We start from the raw sequence: 16,301 nt of genomic DNA on the forward strand, positions 1-16,301 counted from the left end.
CGCTTACCATATCCCAGAGGGACGGGATAGCCCTGCGCGGCAGTATTAGTAACGCCACCAAACGCATACGAGGCTTTATTATCGGCACTTTGTTTGCTGGCTAAACCCGTAGGTTGAGGTGATAGCATCTGAACAACACCGCCCAAGGCCATCGCTGCGCCAAATTTATAGAAAAATGGTGAAGCTGCTGCCCAGGGTGTAAAACTCAGCACAGCCCCCACTGCAATTAGCGCAGCGCCGAGAATTGTTTGCAGTACGCCAGCTTTTTTGCTCCCGATTATGACGGGAACAATTCGAATAGTCCTGTTGCCGTTCGGAAAATCGAGATCATCCTGAGTAACGTTCTTTTTGTCCACGAATACAGCGAACGTTAGCCCTCGGGCTTTGCTGGTATTCATGAATTTCTGAAAGCCGGGAATGGTGGCGGATAACGCAGTAAACGCCTCACGTGTCGGGCCAATAAGCCGCTGGTGAGTACGGCCAAAAAGTTTAGCCAGCGAGCCGCTCAGAAGGATCGTGCTCATGGTTTCATGGTTTGCTGTATTCATAGTTTTACTCCAGTCAGATACCGTTAAATGTCGCCAGCCGTTGTTTGTGGCTGTCGCTCATATCGAAAGCAAAATCCTCATGCTCAGCCTGGAAGGTGCCGAACGCCATCAGCGCAGATACCGCAGGGTCTATCTTGTTAGAGGATTTCTTTTTGTTGGGCTTAATGTTGGCGTTAGCGTCGGACTCCATCACCACGTTTCCAATTGCCCAGGCCAGAACCGGATCGCCACGATGACGCACCACCTTACGGTTAACGAACACCTCAAATGATTTCGCCACCGGACTGAATTTGAGATAGGTTTGCGGGAACGGCTCCACATCAAGCCCCGCCCCCTGTAGCTGGGTGCGCAGGTGCGTGGCGTTCCACGTATCGAAACCCACCAGCCTGATATTGAAGATTTCAGCGTCGCGCAGAATATCGTCACGGATGCGGTCATAGTCGATGCAGTCGCCGGGCGTGGTGCGTATCCATCCCGCTTTTACCCACTGGCGGTAGATGGCGCGGTTTTTGTTGGCGACGTTAAGTAGCTGGGCTTCCGGCAGATAATGACGGGTCAGCAGGCGGATCTCCCTGTCGAACGGGAAAGCGTAACTCACGCTGGTGATGTCGCTGGTAGAGGACAGGTCAAACCCGGCGTAGCACTCCATTCCGGCCAGATCGTCTTCGTTATAGTCGAGCGCACAGGCATCCCATGCACCGGCGCCCATCCACGGCGTGGAGCCCTGACACCAGATATTGAAACGTTTGGTCAGCATTTCCACCCATTGCGACGGTATGCCCCGCGCTTTCTGGATTGTGGATTCCAGTTTCGCCGCGTCAACGGACACATGCAGGTTAGGGTTGGCCTTGATCCACATTTCAGGCTGCTCAACCTCGCTTTCGTCGTCCAGCTCGTAGATCAGGACAAACAGCGAATCGTTGCTCTCTTCCCCGGCAAGAATCTGGCAGCAGTAGTCGTAATGCTGTTTACAGGCGGAGACAACGTTACTCCCGGCGGTCGTGATGGCGAACAAAATCGCCTCAGGACGTGCGCCCATACCCAGCTCAAGCGCGGAATAAACGCCGTTATCCGGGTGAAGGTGGTATTCATCGACAATTGCCAGGCTGGGGTTAGTCCCCTCAATGGTGGCCGCTTTCGCCGCCAGCGGCTTTAACAGGCTGTTGCTCTTCGGGAAAATGACCTTATGCGCCTGGATATTGACGCGCTTTTTCAGCGGTTTTGACAGCAGGCACATCTGGCGGGCATCGTCGAATACGATTCGGGCCTGATCCCGGCTCACCGCCGCCGTGTAGATATCCTGCTGGCCCTTCTCCATTACCAGAAACCAGTTAGCCAGCATGGCGGCTACGGTGGATTTGGCGTTCTTGCGCGGCACCTCAATAAAGGCGCTGCTGTACTTACGGCGACCTGACTCCCTGACTTTAAAGCCCAGCAGGTTAGCAAAAGCGAACTGTTGCCACGGCTCCAGCTCGATTGGCTGGCCCCGCAGCGGGCCTTTGACGTGTGGACAGAGCCGGGAGAAGGCAATAAACCGCTCCACGGTCGCCGTATCGAACTCATAACGAGGGTCATTCAGGTCTGAAAAGTACCTTTCAACGGCTTGTTTTACGCGCTTACAGGCCGGAATTTCACCCGATTTAATGGCGTTGGCGTAATCATTCCAGACGGTCAAGCTCGTCCTCCTCTTCCGTTTCTACCGGATTACGGCGGCGGCTTACCGGATCAAAGCCCAGTAGCGACGACATTTTTATGAGAATTTTTTCGGCATCCGCTTTTGCGCTCAGTGCCGGGTTACGGCTCTCACCGCCCTGGCTGTTCACTATGCTGAATCCCCGCGTAGCAAGGTCTTCCACTGCTTTGCGGTACATCGAGTAATTGACGCAATACAGCTCAAGGTTGTTCCAGTCGGCAGGCGTCAGATCCCCGCGCTCCGCCAGCTGCTTCGCCTTTGCTTTCCACTGCTGCGCCGCGATTTCATCAAGGTAGGCGGGCGGTTTGGGTGGTCTTGCCATAACTTACTGTTTTCCTGTCTGTTTTATTTTCAAAAAAATCACCGTGCGTAAAAATTTGAGGGGGCGGGTGGTGCCTTGCAGCAGGGGGTTTGTCTTTAAAACCTCCCCCCACCCCGTCCATGCGCCCTGTCAGTGGTTGCGGAAGCATTCCATAAGCTCCCGGTCACGCTGGCTCATGCGCTTTGCTACGGGCTTCGTGTGCGCTCTCTGTCTGGCTGGTTGCCATGCCTCGCGCTGCTTTATCAGCCCACTAATCAGCCGCTGCTGTTCCTGCTCAGTCATTGTCAGCCTCATACATCCAGTCATTGCGACGGGCTGCACGATCTTCCTGCTCACGGTACAGCCCTGCTTTGCGCTTCGCTTTGGTGGTTGGGTCTTGCTGTGTGGTCTTCTGGTTATGATGCGCCTGGCATAACGGCTGGTGATTCCACTCAGGCCAGAACAGAACGTCATCACCGCCGTTGATAGGGATGATGTGATCGACAATCTTTGCAGGCACGTAGAGGCCCAGCTTCTGACACTCAACGCACAGCGGATAGCGCTTAAGGTACTGAGCGCGGTACTTCTCCCATGATGCTGAGTAACCACGCGCGCGGCGGTGGCCGCGTCTGGCATCCTCTGCCCGCCACGCTTCCCGCTTATGCTCGTCACACTTGCCAGACTTCACCCGTTTATTGCATCCCGGCTCTGTGCACCGGCGTAGTGGTTGCCACGGCATCAGTACACCCCCACATCTCGGTAGACAGACCACAACGCAGAGACAGCCATCGGTATCTCCTTGGCGTCGGTGTCACCAATCATCGTGCGGTACTCGTACAGCTGAGAAACGTACATCAGACAGCCGATCTTGATAGCAGGGGTGAACTCCAGACCGTTATCAAATCGCTTGCCAATATGCTTCTGGCAGACCTCCAGCGCAGCTTCGATGTACGCCTGTATCAGCGTGTCTTCATAATCATCATCAATACGGCAATGCAGCTTTGCTTCTTCCAGTCCGATTAACTCACTCATTGAAAATGCCTCCCTTGCACAGCAGCTCAAGCCGGGTGTGATCCACATCAGGAATTACGGCCACAATGCCGTAAACCTGCCCCCGGACGTTTGGCGAGCGGTACAGAATGCGGTTTGCGGTGGTGATATCTTCGCGGTAGCGCGTCCAGATACGCACGGTGGCCTCAGAGTAAATAGCACCCGATGACATACGCTCGCGCCCGCTGATAGTCCGAATCTCAGCCCAGACGGTGGCGAGGTCAGACCATTCGTAGATAATCTCGCCAGTAGGGCCACGATGAGATTCTGACTTCTGGAAGGTAACGCGGCGCTTCATCTTCCCGGCTCTCATACCTGGCCTCCGTGGTTAGCGTGATAGCCATATTTAATTTCCGCAGACTTTCTCGCCTGAATTGCTGCTTGCTTGGTAAGAAATGAACCAAGGTGAATTTTTTTGCGATTCACCGAAATAAACGCCCTCCACCGATTACCCTCTTTACTTTTCAGTACGCCATTAAAGCCAGACTTATTATTTTTTCCGGCAGACTGATTTTTCCCATTTTCCATATGGGTAACTAACCGAAGGTTTTCTATACGGTTATCGCCCTTAACGTGATTCACATGGTCAATTTCGTAATCTTGCGGAATATCACCATGAAACATCATCCAGATAACCCGATGATTAAGCAGGCGGTGACCACTTAAACCAACCTGCCAGTAACCACGACAATTACACCGCCCTGCAATTTTTCCAGCGAATTGTGTATTGAAACTGTTAAACCCTCTCTTGGATTTAAAATGATGAACTGGCCTTTCTTTCCAGATCAAAGCACCGTTTGAATATTCAAAACACTCGTGAAGGAACAGTTGATTAACCATCAGACTTACCCTCTTTATCGCTATTTACTTCGATCTGCTGCTTCCATGCCTGGCTGAATTCGTCACCACCTTCACGCGGCGGCATCCCCTCACGCTCACGGGCTTCGTTCGGGTTCATGATCCCGTTCTTAATGCCGCGCTCATAAGTGGCGTAACGCTCGGTAGGTGTGGCACGGAGAAGGTCAGCAGAGTCAAACTCCACCTGATAGCGGGTTCCCGGAACCGGAGAGGCCACCAGCAAAGCAGATTTGATTTGTTGCTCGAAGTTCGCCAGCCACGGGCGCATGGTCATGGTGAGAAAGGCGCGGCTCGCTTCGCTGAAATTGCTGTAGGTGCTGTTGCTGTATTCCTGCAGGAAGATGGGCGACACGTTGAACATGCGGGCAATGTCTTCAATGGAGAACCGGCGCGACGCCAGCCATTCGGCATCCTGATTGCTCATGCCAAGCTGCTTGTAGTCCATGCCACCTTCAAGGATCGGTGTTTTACCGGCATTTCTGGCGCCCTTGTAGCGATCCAGTGCATCCATCGCCTGTTTGCCCTTCACGCTATCGAGCCACTCTTTAGTGACCACCACGCCAGCCGCCATCATGCCATCTTTCATAATGCTGGCACCGTGGCGCTGCTGTGCCAGACCTAACCCCAGCGCCTCACGGCAGACGGTGATAGGCGAACGCCCCAGAAAGCCATCATCGGTGGAGTAACGCAGATGCAGAATCTCTTCCTGTAGATAGGTGCGCACAGCCCCGGTAAACGGCTCTGTAACGGTGTATTTGTACTTATGCTGGCCGATACGCTCGGGAACAACCGCCCCCGGCGCATACGGGTGCAGGGATTGCGGCTGGCCGTCGCGGCCCCACTTGATCACCGCATAGGCGTTACCATTCAGCAGACAATGGCGCATCATCGTGCGTTTAAACTGATAAGGCGTCTGGCAGTCGTTCGGCTGCTCGTTCAGGAGAAAATCCACTGGGTGATTACTCAGCCATTCTCGCGCCTCACGACCATTATCATTACGGACGCGGTAGAGATAGCAGGGCATTGTTGCCACCGCCTCACTGATAACTGATACGGCGTTCATGACCGCCGGCAGAGATTCCGCAGTACCCGCAGACACATACTCGCCTGATCCAGTATTTGGAATCCCTGCCATCGCCAGCCACTCATCAATGGTCATACTGCGCTGTTCGGAGGGTTCAGACTTACGGCCAAACGGCCAGATATTCCACATATCAAAGCCCCGCTAATTCAGCCCAGCGGCGACGGTTATCGCCAGCGCGGCGCAGTTCAGGATGTTGGGAGAAAAGCGAACGGTGCGCGATTTCCACGCCAGACTCAGGATAAGCAGGCATAGAGGTAACGGTAATCTCCCGCAGTTCGGCAGCGGTAACAGTGCGCAGGTATGGAGACTGAGCAATATCCCACGCCTCTTTCAGCGCCCGGAAACCAAAGCTCATGCCGGAGATATCCCCGCGCTCCACCAGCTCCAGCACATCGTTGCCAAGCTGGGTATTCGGCGGGGTCAGTTCGAAGCGCAGCCCGGTATCGTCTTCGGACAGCACCAGCGTGCCGGATTTAGTGCGGCCCAGCAGCTGGGTATAGTTATGCTCGTACAGCGCACGCACATCGCTACCGGATGCCAGGCTGTCTTTAAATGCGCCCGGCGCAAACTGCTCACGGAACTCGTCCCAGATAATTTCTGAGAGACTGTTCCAGCGCACGGCATAGCCCACCAGCTTTTTGTTGCTGGCGCTCACTTCGGAGGTACGGATTTCAAAATCGATTGTTTTCATTACTGGACTCCACAGAGGGCAAAAAGGGGCCGAAGCCCCTTAAACGTCAAATCAGGAACCGGAGCCGGAAAGCTCAAGCACCTTGATGGCGTTGGAGTCCACTACGCCGCCGCCCAGGTATTTATCGGTATGCACCTTATAGAAACCCGGTTCGGTGATGTTGTCAGGACGGGTACGCACGCCAGTGGTGTGATCCACGATGAAATAGCCGCGCTTGAAGTCGCCAACCGCGAGGAACGCTTTGCCCGCTTCCGCATCAGGCATGGTTTCCAGATACTGAACAGGACGGCCCAGCAGCGTATCGGGAGAACCGGCAACCAGACGATCGCGCCAGATGTAATCCCCGTTGCCGTTTTTCAGCTTTTGCAGTTTGGCGGCGGTGTTGGAATTCATCACCCATACGGCGTTCTTGCGGTATTTGGCTTTCAGCTTATACAGCAGGTCGATCAGGCCATCAGAGGAAACGTCAGCGGCTTCCATCTTCTCCAGCGTACCGAACGGACGGGTTTTGTCGGCAGTGGCCGCGCGAGGGTAAGACAGGAAACCTTTGGATTTTTTATCACCGTCGCCGTTCACAAAGTCGCTCTCTTCGGTAGCGGTGAAGGTGTCGGCAATTTCAGAAGACAGCCAGCCCAGAATATCCACCTCGGAGAAGTCGAGAATCTCCTGAGTGGTTTTCGGGTAGGCGTAGATCGGGTTGAGTTTGATATCAACGCGCTCCATCTTCGGCGTGCTGGTTTCGGTGCGTGGTTCACCTTCTGTGCCGCGATTAACGGTAGTGCCGCCCACAGATACCAGCTTCTGGTATTCGTTGGTTTTGGTCGTCTTCACCGTTGCGATGGAGCGCATCACGCTATCATCCTGCAACTGGCGCATAATCTCTTTGTCCAGCTCAGGGATAACGGTATAACCGCCGTCAGCCTGCACCAGCGTGGAGAGAGAACGGGTATCACCTGTCATGATGTAGTGGCGCAGCTCGTCGTTGCTTACTGGCTCACCTTCAACGGAAGTACCAGGCAGATTGCGCTGATCGTCAGCGACGGCTTCAAGGCGGGTGATTTCAATTTCAAGAGTATCAGCCTGGGCGCGGAGTTCGTCGAACTGCTTACCTTCTTCTTCATTCAGGCTGCGTTTTTCAATGTCGGCTTTCTCCAGCATATTACGCATCTGCGTTTTGAGTGCGGCTTTCTGCTGGCGTAATTCAAGTAATTTCTTCATGGAGTGGTTTCCGTAACAATTAAGATTGAGACGTGAAACCAGCGCGGGAGGGATGGCCGTTAAATCTTTTTCTGCCTCTCGCAGGCTGTACTCGCTACAGCTTGACTTAACGGCCAGTGGCGGCTCACGTCTGAGTGCCACTCTTCAAGATATACATGAAAAATATAAAGAAAACCCCCGTCAGAGACAGGGGTAATCACGGGTAAACATGAGTACGAATAATTTACAAAATTTATTTATTCAGCAAATCCCGCATGTTCTTTTCCGGCATATCCTTACGCATTTTCTCCAGATGCGCTATGAGGAGATCCAGCTGTTCGCCATCAGCAGCCAGAGCCATTCCCGTGAACGAATCCACAATGAAGCCGTGAGAATCAATCATCACCACCGCATCTTTATCAAGTGCAGCAGCGTACTCATTAACTCCCATATCCTGTACGGCATTTTCAATGCCATGCACCTTCCGATGTTCCAGAACGTCCTTATAAGTAAACATTTGCTTTGCTCCTTCAGTCAGAAAAAACCTTCATGGTATCACCATCGATTAAGGTAGCGTTTTCGCGCCTTTCCTCATACTCAGCAACGATACTTAGCGTCATGTCAAACAAGTCACTGGCGGCCATCTCAGCGCCGGTGATTGTCAGATCGTAGAGTGTCATCATGCTGTGCTGGATTGCACGCGCTGATTTTTCCCCACGATTGTAACGTCGGAAAATAGTCTCTCCCCTTTCCTCAATATCAGCCCGGAAGTCATCGCGTTGCCAAAGCCAGCCATGTGAATGCTGGAAAGGTTCATTCAACCATGTCACATCAGCATACCGCGCACGCTTCCAGATGATAATCACGGGGTATTTTTGGGCATCACAGTAAGCCAGGTGATCCGCTGGCACGCTTAACATCGGCCTGCCAGAACAGACGGTATATTTTTTCACACTATTGCCTTTCCTCATTTTCACCCCATCCACGGTTATAAAATCAAAAAATATACGTTTAAGTGTCCGTTCGCTCTCAGCTTTAAGTCAGCGAGCCAGGCCATAAATCCAGCGTTTCCACCAGTGACCGGATATACATTCCCGCCTGATCAATGGCTGCCGCCTGCATGAATCCTGCCACCAGCTCAGGGTGCTCTCTGGCATAGCCCGTGCCGAACTGTTTATCTATTGCCTCCACGGCTTCACGCATCCAGAGGGCTGCGCTACCTGCTGACTTCTTCTCAACCATTCCGGCTTCTAACATTTTTCCCTCTCTGCACTGTGTGTGAAAAGTTTTACCCGGTGTTGTCTACCTTATCTACCTAATCGCTGTAGCCCTTGTGGCACAAGGCTTTGATCGGGTAGACGACCCTATTTTTAATGTCTACCTGCTGTCTACCTCTCTACATTAGTCCTCTACCTGATCCGATTTTTGAAGCAGGTAGACAGGGTAGATAACAGGTAGATAACTAAATATGGGTTATCTACCCACTTAACCTAATGAATATAAAGAAAAATATATCATCAGGTAGACAAGGTAGATAACCAGGTCAAATTTTATAAAAACTCGTCGGCTTTATCGGTAATCTGTACGTTGGTTTGTCTCCGCCCCTTTACCGTTCGCGTGAGATATTCGCCACCATACTCCTTCGCTGCCTCTTTTACCGCCTTGGCGAACTCGTTCACGCTAAGAGGTCTGGTAAGTCCCATGTAGTCCATGAACTCCAGATAAAGGTGATACAGGTACTGTCTTGGCTGGCGCTCGGTATCTGCTTTCTTGCCTCCGCCCATCATCAGCCCGCGCGGTTCGCTAATAAACGCCAGCGCTGCACACAAATCAACGACAGGGTTCGACGCGCGTTTAATTTCCAGCGCCTCGATACTGTCCCGCTGCTCAAGCAGCAACTGCCGGGCTTTTTCCGGATCGGCAAAATTTGTCAGCAGGCGACGAATAATGACCGGAATTTCTGCGAAAATTTTTTCCGCTAACTCTGGATCCTTATCCTCCTCACGAACCCGGTTATTAAACTGGAAAATTACCCGGCGTCTGGCTACACCTCCAGCCCGTTCAGTGAAAATCATCGGCGTGTTGTTGGTAACTATCACGACAGCGCGTAATACCGCCGTATAGCGCTTCTCGTACTTCGGATTAATCTCCATGGCATCACCGCCGGTTATTGCCTTGATGCCTGTACCCTCCCCGGTATATTTAGGCTGGTCTGGCAGGGTTATCAGACTTTTACCTGCAAACTGTGCCCGACCTCCGGCGTCGTCCAGCGCGGCCATATTGCCGCTGGCAGTATTGTGTTTTCCTGCAAGCAACGTAGCCACCTGAGTAAAGACACTTTTCCCGCTGCCACCCTCGCCAGTTATCTCAAGGAATAACTGCCAGTCATAGCGGTTTGCCAGCACCATAAACAACGCTGCCGAAATACGTTGCATTTTCAGCGCGTCATTGCCAGCGGCATGGCTGAGCCATTTGTGGAAGTTTGGCGCGTGATCACGGAGATTTTCACCAGGAGTCGGAGCGGTATATTCCACGTCATTATGGTTAACCAGCCAGTTTTCCAGACAATGTTCAGAAAATTGTCCGCTCTCCATATCGTAAACGCCATTGGCAAACGGGATCAGGCTGCGACGTGGTTCACCCATGACAGGAATAACGATTTTCAGCGCTTCGATCACGTTGTTTACTTCACGTTTGCTGAAATTAGTTTGATTTTCGTTATAAATAGCAACCATTTCACGGCTTAACTCCAGTGGTGCCGCTTTTACCCATACCCCTTCGCGGTACAGGTGCACAGCCTCACTCTCTGCGTGAATGGCGATCCCTTCATAGCGGCCAGCCAGCAACAATGCCTTTTCGTTGTCCGCCATCTGGATCAGGTTTATTTCTCCGCGGATTCCGTGCTTCTTGCCGCCGTCAATCGCCTTAAGTTTTACCGCCACTTTTTCGCCCTCCGGCTGGTACATCGAATCATTAAATGCTGCTGCCGCTGCTTCCGGCCCGTGTTGCTGGTGAAAATCATTCCAGTCGGCCTTTTCCTCAGACTGAGGTAAAGCCACCCAGCCAGAGACAGCTTTAGCGGCTTTTTCTGCGGCTGATTTCCCCGTGTTTGGTTCGCCAGGCTTAATATCGTTATCAGCGGCGATGATGATCTGCGCATCCGGGTAACGCTGTCGCATCACCTGCGCAACTGGCAGCAGGTTCCCGGCGTCAATCGCTGCGATAATTGTCGCATCGGGGCGAAACTGCTGAACCGAAAGCGCCGTTGCCAGTCCTTCGGCGATAATCACCGTCTCCGGCGTTTCACCGGAATTAACCACGCAAAAAGAGCCTTTCTTCACCGTTCCGGCCACCAGCCGCTTACTGCCATCTGGCTTAATCACCTGTGCGCCTGTCGTCGCGCCAGCACCGTTTTTCAGCACCAGCAGCAGCGACCCATCGGACAGCATCGGGAAGGGGCATTGAAGCCCCTTTGATGTAAGGTAAGCAGACTGCCCCGGAGAGGCTTTAGCAGCCAACGCCGCAACCTTCCCGGCGATATCCGTTTGAGGCTTCTCTCTGGCTGGCTTCGGTTCCGGCATAGGCAGCGCCATCGCTTCGGCCACCAGCTCAGCCGCTTCTCTCGCACCGCACTGATTGACCTTCATCACCAAATCCAGCCCGGTACCCGCGCCACAGTGCGAACAGAAATAGGTTCCCCGGTTATCTTTATTGTCGAACCGGTAGCGGGTTTTGCCGCCGCACGCCGGACACGGCCCCTCACCGCGATTCGTCGGAATCGCCAGGCGCTCCAGTATTGACGGCCAGTAGCCGTTTGCCTTGCTGCGTACATCGCTTACAAAGTCATTTTGCACTGTAAGCCTCCCGCGCTTTCTGTAGACGATCTTTTGACTCATGCACCAGGCTGAAAATGGCGGCCACACAGTTAGATTCATGTTCATCACCTTCGCCGAGGGAGTCCATCCAGATTTCCAGCATAGCCAGAGCCTGATTGCTGTAAGCCAGTGCGTCTTCGGCGTGCATCAGGACTTCAAAAGGAACCTGTCTCATTTTGTCTCTCCCATGCGCAGCTCGGCGATTAATGCCCGGTGAATTTCCTGATTAAGGTCACATGCCAGTGAGATATGGTTCAGCAGGGTTTCCGAACACTCAGCACAGGCTTTTTCCAGAATGGTTTCGAAGAGTGAAGCAGCCAGCGCTGATTTATATTCGGCCTGGTCTAAGCTGATTGGCTCACGCATGGCGAGCCTCCCGAACTGGCAGACGGCCAGCGAATACCATCACGCAGCCAGCAGGTGATTGCTCACGGGCTTCGCGTTCGGTAGCGGCGGTGATGTGAATGACGTTGCGCCCGATGACGCTCAGTGCGAGAAAACGCCAGATGTAGTTATTCCGCCCTTGCGGGTGTGTGGTATGATCTTTCATAGCTGCCTCGTTATCTACGTTAACGGCGGTAGTCAGAAGCCCGGAAGGTGTTAGCGCACCTCTGGGCTTCGCTGCATTTGATACTTCCTGTGCCTTACCTGTGGATAGGGTGTGTAGCCACTTTATATTTTGGTGTGCACCCACGTCAAGCATTTTATTTCGGCTACCTTTGATGTATGGTGTGCACTCACCAAAGATAATTAAGAGGTTGTCCACAATGGCTACAGGTAATAAAAACAATAAATCTTCGCGTGTAGGTATCCGCTTTCCGTATGACCTGATTGAAGAGATTGACGCCAGCGTAGAGCGAGAGAAAGCAGATAACGCCGGTGCTAATTTCTCTGCGTGGGTTCTGGATGCCTGCGGGCGCAAACTCAAATCTGAGCAGCGCAAGAAAGCCAGATCGGAATCTGAAAGCTGAACAGGGTTACTCCCCGTAATACTGTTTACTGCCGGGTTCTCGGTAGTTTGTCGGTAGACCACCAGCCAAAGGGTAGGATTTGAAATCCCACCCTTTCTCTTTTCCTGAACAGGGCTAATTTCGTTAGCGCTGTGAGGCACTGCCGAAATCAGAGCCTCCCCTCTTAAAGAGGGTTTGTTATCCGACTCGCTCAGAGACAGCTGGTTAACCTCGTAATTTTGAGTTACTACCCTCTCGTAAGCCAAATCTGGATTACGGTGCAAAACTGTACGTTGTTGATTTACCTCGTAGAGCAAAAATGCGCTGCCATTGCAGCTACCGAAGAAATTCGTCGAAACCTCAACTGCATATTGTTGATTTTCCTTGATACATCCTCTAAAGATGATTGCCGAACCTAAGCAGTGTTGATGTTCAGGCGAACCCGAATACTTTTCGTGTTTGTTGCCAGCCGATTCTAACGATTCGTTATAATCAAGTTCCTTCAATGGGTTGCAATGTCCGTACGTTAAACGTACGCGGTTGTTTAAACTCGGCATATCACCGAGTTTGGTTTGCGCGTGCGAATTTCGTCGGCTCAAATTCTGCGCAACCCTAATTGAGTTATGCAAAATCACTCAGCACCTCCAACACGCTTAACCAGCCAGCGTTGTGCCAGTTCGGTGAGTTTCGCCTTACGGGTTGCTGTACGGGTATCAAGATCCAGCAGAGCACAATCACGGCTTTCCAGATAAGCCAGCAGCGCCAGCTGATCGGCGTTCATATGGTCACGCAGCTGCTTAACCGGAATTTCTTTCTGTTTCGCCCACACTCGCGGGTGCATACCCAGCACAAGGCTATTCAGGAACGAGCATTCATTGCTGTAGGCAAAGCCGTGCTGCCTGTCGCCGGTGCGCTCGATATAGCCCTTCATTGCATCGGCCATACTCTTATGATCTTCGCAGGCAGCTACACGATTTTTACGCCAGCCCAACAACGCCGCCTCATGTTCCTCTGGTGCTACGCGGCGCAGACGTTCTTCACAGTCGATGAAATACTGGCGGGCCATCTTGCCTTGCGCGTTGCGCTCAACCATAGAAAGCTCTTTAGCCATATTCAGGCTGACAATGTAGTCATGCTCGATACGCTGGCGAGATTTTGAGCTCGCCCGTTTTGGCGAGGTCAAATATTCGACAATCATATAATCAACCCCTTCAACGAACCCATACTGCTTAATGCGCCCTTTGATCCAGTTGGTAAAGTCACGCCCTACAACCAGAAACGTATGAAGCATACGGCCGCTTACAGACTGGGTTTCTTTCCCGCCAATCTTGCTCATGTTTACAGGGATTCGCGCAGCAAAATTATCGCTGGAAATATCTTTCTGGCTGGTTTCGGGTTGAGTTTGGCCGCTGCCAGCCAAGGCAGTTATTTTTTCCATGTTCGATTACCTGTAGTTAATTAAGCAGATTTGCGGCTGTACGGGTTATTGACGTTCTCTACTGCAGGCGGATTGCGAACCCACCAGAGCACATCAGAAAGAAGCCATGCACAGCTATTGCGTCCGAAGTGGCAGCGTGATGGAAATCGTCCTTGCTGCTCCATTTTCCAACGGCTGGAACGGGAAAGGCTGGTGATCTCGCTACATTCTTCTTCACGGATTCGACGGTCGAACTTAAAGCCGTACTCCTCTAAAAGGGTGCGGCGCTGCTCAGGATTTGGCGGGATAAAGGTGATATTTTGCATGTTGCCTCCACTGTTTCTACGTTTTGTGGAGGCTATTATTTGCTATTAAAAAGCATGGTTCACTATTAGATATTTTTTAATTATTTCTATATGGATTTCCCGATTAAAATGAATCCATAGCTTTGCGCTTTAATATTTCTATAGAAAAATCTGCGGAAAAATTTCTAATGAACGGTTTGATCGTTTGAGCGATACCAATGGCGTCATACTCTGCATTAGGAAACAGGGCTAAAGATAAAACTCTGTTAGTGATTGTTGCATTGTTAATTTTAGCCCACTCCATAAGGTCTAACATTGGCAATATCTTGTAATCGAATATTTTCTTTTTGATTACACTCCAGCTATTACTTAACTTACAACTATTTTCACTTTTCCTTTCAAGATCCATTCGCCATATTGGCAACAATGCAGCCAAATCGCTTAATAAAATTTCATCAGGCCAAGACAAATCTAAAGTAATATGCATTTGATCATTATCGCTTATGGTCTTACTTACAGACCTTTTTTGTCCACGCAATGAGCGATTAATTTTATTTTCATCAATATAATGAGCGGCTTTCTTAGACAACTGCATCACATCAATTAATCTTAAAGGCTCAACACCTCCGACGGAATCCATTTGCCATTCAGAATATTTTTTTCTTTTTATTTTTTCTGCAAATAATTTTCCGCTCAGTGGCCGAATTGGGTTACTAAATCTTTCTTCCATAAATGAAGCGAACTCATTTCTTGCTCCGGGATAGGTATCAAGCCATTCAAAATCATCATTAGCAACTTCCATTCTCATAGCTAACTGATTAATTAAATCAAGATCACTCAGCCCATTGATAGAATTGTAATTGTCCAATGAAAACCATTTCGGTAATTCGGTCATTTTATTTATCTTCTTCATTTCTCACCAGCCTTTAAAATAACAATATTCGAGTGATTACCCGCCAAAATATCGAGACGGTCATACCATTTATTCAGCGCATCCAGTTTCTCAGGCAAGTACAGACTACGGTTATAAATCGCCATGACTCCCGGCATTGAGTGACCCAGTAGCTGCTCCACAACATGTGGAGCGATACCCATATTATTCATATGCGTTGCAAGTGTTCGTCGTAGATCGTGCAGTGTCCATGGTTCAGAATGCCCCAGCTTTTTATAAACACTACGGCCCCACTGGCTTACCGCTTCACTGCCTTTAACCGATCCAAGCAAAAGGCCGGATAATTTCGTTTCATCATGCAGTATTTCAATGAATTTGCGCATGGCATCCGGCACAGGTCTTACAATCTTCTCGCCGCCCTTGCTGTGCTCTTTGGGAACTGTCCAGACCCAGGCATCCATATCCCATTCACTCCATTCTGACAGTCTGGCCTCCTGCGTTCGGCACCCAAACACCATTAAGATTGTCAGTAGCCTGGTGTAGTAAGGCATGAAGCAAGTTCCAGAGGTAATGGCAGCCCATAAATCGCCAGCCTCTTTATCGTTTAATACCCGGTCTTTTTTTGCCTGTTTTTTACCGACATCTGGAATTGTTAAATCTTCCAGCGCGGTACTCACAGCATAGCGACGAACCCGGCAGAATTTCAGGGCTTGCTTGCACATCTGGAACACATAACCCGCAGCAACTGGCGTTTTCTTTTTCATCCTGTCAAAGCAGTCAAGCCAATAACGGGTTTCGCAGTCAGCGAGCGCCATTTTCCCAATATAAGGATAAATGTGTTTACGCAGCTCCGCTTTGTGCCTTTCAACATTCGCGCGGTTCTCTTCTGCATATTCGCGTATCCAGTATTCGATAGCTTCCTTAACAGTGACCGGTTTAAGCGTTTCCTGAGTGGTCAGCGCCAACTGGTGCTTTGGATCTTTACCTGAGGCCAGCCACTGGCGGCATTTATCACGCGAAGAACGGGCCTCCTTGAGGCTCATATCCGGGTATCGTCCCAGAGTCAGACGGTGCAGCTTCTGCCCGTCGAGTCGGTAAGTAAACACCCAGCTAATACCACCAGCTTTCGTTACCTTGGCGCTCAGCCCGGCACCATCAGCATAGAACTCAATCTTACTGGCCGGGATGCCATGTAACCCCTTTAACTTCCTGTCGCTCAGTTTGTTAAGTTCGCCAGCCATAGACCACCCAGCCCAAAGTGTTTATACAAATGTTTATACAGAATTGCTTGCATAATAGCATAAACAAAGAAAAACACTGGAACAATATACAGGCATTAATTTATACAACACATTGATTATTATATGAATATTATAATCATCTAAAAGCATGAAAACAGCTAATATGACAGTACGGCATGAACTGATACTAATCAGTTAA

General features: G+C 50.9%; 22 protein-coding genes. 1 reads left to right on the forward strand and 21 read right to left on the reverse strand.

Translation table 11 applies throughout. The annotated features are described in order from the left end of the window. The 17 genes from FDX11_RS17160 to FDX11_RS17245 all read right to left on the reverse strand — a co-directional run. Positions 1–548: tail assembly protein (locus tag FDX11_RS17160; protein WP_137398285.1), on the reverse strand; the 548-nt coding region annotated here is incomplete at its 3' end. Positions 549–561: 13 nt separating this feature from the next. Continuing rightward, positions 562–2,223 carry a terminase large subunit gene (locus FDX11_RS17165; protein ID WP_042998350.1) on the reverse strand — a complete coding sequence of 554 codons (1,662 nt, stop codon included), beginning with the start codon at positions 2,221–2,223 and terminating at the stop codon, positions 562–564. After that, positions 2,207–2,563 (reverse strand): phage terminase small subunit P27 family, encoded by a 357-nt coding sequence (locus tag FDX11_RS17170; RefSeq protein WP_023326190.1) that lies wholly within the window; start codon positions 2,561–2,563, stop codon positions 2,207–2,209. Before FDX11_RS17170 ends, FDX11_RS17165 begins: the two co-directional genes overlap by 17 nt. 274 nt (positions 2,564–2,837) lie before the next feature. Continuing rightward, on the reverse strand, positions 2,838–3,281 hold the full coding sequence (locus FDX11_RS17180) for an HNH endonuclease signature motif containing protein (RefSeq protein ID WP_137398286.1): 444 nt from the start codon (positions 3,279–3,281) through the stop codon (positions 2,838–2,840). Continuing rightward, entirely contained in the window at positions 3,281–3,574 is a 294-nt protein-coding gene (locus FDX11_RS17185) for a head-tail connector protein (protein ID WP_001549740.1), read from the reverse strand. Before FDX11_RS17185 ends, FDX11_RS17180 begins: the two co-directional genes overlap by 1 nt. After that, entirely contained in the window at positions 3,567–3,905 is a 339-nt protein-coding gene (locus FDX11_RS17190) for a phage head closure protein (protein WP_137398287.1), read from the reverse strand. The genes FDX11_RS17185 and FDX11_RS17190 overlap by 8 nt, the downstream gene beginning before the upstream one ends. Beyond that, positions 3,902–4,432 carry an HNH endonuclease gene (locus tag FDX11_RS17195; protein WP_137398288.1) on the reverse strand — a complete coding sequence of 177 codons (531 nt, stop codon included), beginning with the start codon at positions 4,430–4,432 and terminating at the stop codon, positions 3,902–3,904. Before FDX11_RS17195 ends, FDX11_RS17190 begins: the two co-directional genes overlap by 4 nt. Continuing rightward, positions 4,425–5,663: a phage portal protein gene (locus tag FDX11_RS17200; RefSeq protein ID WP_137398289.1), complete on the reverse strand. Its 1,239-nt coding sequence runs from the start codon at positions 5,661–5,663 to the stop codon at positions 4,425–4,427. The genes FDX11_RS17195 and FDX11_RS17200 overlap by 8 nt, the downstream gene beginning before the upstream one ends. A 1-nt stretch (position 5,664) precedes the next feature. Further along, complete coding sequence (locus FDX11_RS17205; protein ID WP_019077813.1) at positions 5,665–6,225, reverse strand: HK97 family phage prohead protease; 561 nt, start codon at positions 6,223–6,225, stop codon at positions 5,665–5,667. Between the two features lie 51 nt (positions 6,226–6,276). Then, positions 6,277–7,443: a phage major capsid protein gene (locus FDX11_RS17210; RefSeq protein WP_137398290.1), complete on the reverse strand. Its 1,167-nt coding sequence runs from the start codon at positions 7,441–7,443 to the stop codon at positions 6,277–6,279. Between the two features lie 232 nt (positions 7,444–7,675). Beyond that, the gene (locus FDX11_RS17215; protein ID WP_044245750.1) at positions 7,676–7,939 is read right to left on the reverse strand and encodes a hypothetical protein; all 264 of its coding nucleotides are present in this window, start codon (positions 7,937–7,939) and stop codon (positions 7,676–7,678) included. Between the two features lie 13 nt (positions 7,940–7,952). Continuing rightward, positions 7,953–8,375, reverse strand: coding sequence for a hypothetical protein (locus tag FDX11_RS17220; RefSeq protein WP_249360747.1), 423 nt, complete (start codon positions 8,373–8,375; stop codon positions 7,953–7,955). 82 nt (positions 8,376–8,457) lie between these two features. Then, entirely contained in the window at positions 8,458–8,679 is a 222-nt protein-coding gene (locus FDX11_RS17225; RefSeq protein WP_137398291.1) for a hypothetical protein, read from the reverse strand. A 293-nt stretch (positions 8,680–8,972) separates the two neighbouring features. Continuing rightward, complete coding sequence (locus FDX11_RS17230; protein WP_170975616.1) at positions 8,973–11,318, reverse strand: toprim domain-containing protein; 2,346 nt, start codon at positions 11,316–11,318, stop codon at positions 8,973–8,975. Further along, on the reverse strand, positions 11,266–11,472 hold the full coding sequence (locus tag FDX11_RS17235) for a hypothetical protein (RefSeq protein ID WP_125292965.1): 207 nt from the start codon (positions 11,470–11,472) through the stop codon (positions 11,266–11,268). Before FDX11_RS17235 ends, FDX11_RS17230 begins: the two co-directional genes overlap by 53 nt. Further along, complete coding sequence (locus FDX11_RS17240; RefSeq protein WP_003826349.1) at positions 11,469–11,663, reverse strand: hypothetical protein; 195 nt, start codon at positions 11,661–11,663, stop codon at positions 11,469–11,471. Before FDX11_RS17240 ends, FDX11_RS17235 begins: the two co-directional genes overlap by 4 nt. Further along, positions 11,656–11,847 carry a host cell division inhibitor Icd-like protein gene (locus FDX11_RS17245; RefSeq protein WP_137398293.1) on the reverse strand — a complete coding sequence of 64 codons (192 nt, stop codon included), beginning with the start codon at positions 11,845–11,847 and terminating at the stop codon, positions 11,656–11,658. The genes FDX11_RS17240 and FDX11_RS17245 overlap by 8 nt, the downstream gene beginning before the upstream one ends. A 217-nt stretch (positions 11,848–12,064) precedes the next feature. Here FDX11_RS17245 and FDX11_RS17250 point away from each other — a divergent pair, with 217 nt between their 5' ends. Then, the gene (locus tag FDX11_RS17250; protein ID WP_137398294.1) at positions 12,065–12,268 is read left to right on the forward strand and encodes a YlcI/YnfO family protein; all 204 of its coding nucleotides are present in this window, start codon (positions 12,065–12,067) and stop codon (positions 12,266–12,268) included. A gap of 610 nt (positions 12,269–12,878) precedes the next feature. Here FDX11_RS17250 and FDX11_RS17255 read toward each other — a convergent pair. From FDX11_RS17255 to FDX11_RS17275, 4 genes are all read right to left on the reverse strand, one after another. Then, complete coding sequence (locus tag FDX11_RS17255) at positions 12,879–13,685, reverse strand: antA/AntB antirepressor family protein (RefSeq protein ID WP_137398295.1); 807 nt, start codon at positions 13,683–13,685, stop codon at positions 12,879–12,881. Positions 13,686–13,705: 20 nt separating this feature from the next. Continuing rightward, entirely contained in the window at positions 13,706–13,990 is a 285-nt protein-coding gene (locus tag FDX11_RS17260) for an AlpA family transcriptional regulator (protein ID WP_137398296.1), read from the reverse strand. A 103-nt stretch (positions 13,991–14,093) separates the two neighbouring features. Further along, positions 14,094–14,864, reverse strand: a complete 771-nt coding sequence (locus tag FDX11_RS25530) for a DUF6387 family protein (protein ID WP_233405864.1) — start codon at positions 14,862–14,864, stop codon at positions 14,094–14,096. A 14-nt stretch (positions 14,865–14,878) separates the two neighbouring features. Beyond that, positions 14,879–16,102: a site-specific integrase gene (locus FDX11_RS17275; RefSeq protein ID WP_057059102.1), complete on the reverse strand. Its 1,224-nt coding sequence runs from the start codon at positions 16,100–16,102 to the stop codon at positions 14,879–14,881. Positions 16,103–16,301: the final 199 nt, after the last annotated feature.

Source organism: Citrobacter sp. wls714 (assembly GCF_005281025.1).
Classification (GTDB): Bacteria; Pseudomonadota; Gammaproteobacteria; order Enterobacterales; family Enterobacteriaceae; genus Citrobacter; species Citrobacter werkmanii.

Coding starts and splice junctions, on each gene's coding strand:
- FDX11_RS17170 (WP_023326190.1), bottom strand. CDS start 2,563: ATGGCAAGACCACCCAAACCGCCCGCCTACCTTGATGAAATCGCGGCG.
- FDX11_RS17180 (WP_137398286.1), bottom strand. CDS start 3,281: ATGCCGTGGCAACCACTACGCCGGTGCACAGAGCCGGGATGCAATAAA.
- FDX11_RS17185 (WP_001549740.1), bottom strand. CDS start 3,574: ATGAGTGAGTTAATCGGACTGGAAGAAGCAAAGCTGCATTGCCGTATT.
- FDX11_RS17190 (WP_137398287.1), bottom strand. CDS start 3,905: ATGAGAGCCGGGAAGATGAAGCGCCGCGTTACCTTCCAGAAGTCAGAA.
- FDX11_RS17195 (WP_137398288.1), bottom strand. CDS start 4,432: ATGGTTAATCAACTGTTCCTTCACGAGTGTTTTGAATATTCAAACGGT.
- FDX11_RS17200 (WP_137398289.1), bottom strand. CDS start 5,663: ATGTGGAATATCTGGCCGTTTGGCCGTAAGTCTGAACCCTCCGAACAG.
- FDX11_RS17205 (WP_019077813.1), bottom strand. CDS start 6,225: ATGAAAACAATCGATTTTGAAATCCGTACCTCCGAAGTGAGCGCCAGC.
- FDX11_RS17210 (WP_137398290.1), bottom strand. CDS start 7,443: ATGAAGAAATTACTTGAATTACGCCAGCAGAAAGCCGCACTCAAAACG.
- FDX11_RS17215 (WP_044245750.1), bottom strand. CDS start 7,939: ATGTTTACTTATAAGGACGTTCTGGAACATCGGAAGGTGCATGGCATT.
- FDX11_RS17225 (WP_137398291.1), bottom strand. CDS start 8,679: ATGTTAGAAGCCGGAATGGTTGAGAAGAAGTCAGCAGGTAGCGCAGCC.
- FDX11_RS17230 (WP_170975616.1), bottom strand. CDS start 11,318: ATGAGTCAAAAGATCGTCTACAGAAAGCGCGGGAGGCTTACAGTGCAA.
- FDX11_RS17235 (WP_125292965.1), bottom strand. CDS start 11,472: ATGAGACAGGTTCCTTTTGAAGTCCTGATGCACGCCGAAGACGCACTG.
- FDX11_RS17240 (WP_003826349.1), bottom strand. CDS start 11,663: ATGCGTGAGCCAATCAGCTTAGACCAGGCCGAATATAAATCAGCGCTG.
- FDX11_RS17245 (WP_137398293.1), bottom strand. CDS start 11,847: ATGAAAGATCATACCACACACCCGCAAGGGCGGAATAACTACATCTGG.
- FDX11_RS17250 (WP_137398294.1), top strand. CDS start 12,065: ATGGCTACAGGTAATAAAAACAATAAATCTTCGCGTGTAGGTATCCGC.
- FDX11_RS17255 (WP_137398295.1), bottom strand. CDS start 13,685: ATGGAAAAAATAACTGCCTTGGCTGGCAGCGGCCAAACTCAACCCGAA.
- FDX11_RS17260 (WP_137398296.1), bottom strand. CDS start 13,990: ATGCAAAATATCACCTTTATCCCGCCAAATCCTGAGCAGCGCCGCACC.
- FDX11_RS25530 (WP_233405864.1), bottom strand. CDS start 14,864: ATGACCGAATTACCGAAATGGTTTTCATTGGACAATTACAATTCTATC.
- FDX11_RS17275 (WP_057059102.1), bottom strand. CDS start 16,102: ATGGCTGGCGAACTTAACAAACTGAGCGACAGGAAGTTAAAGGGGTTA.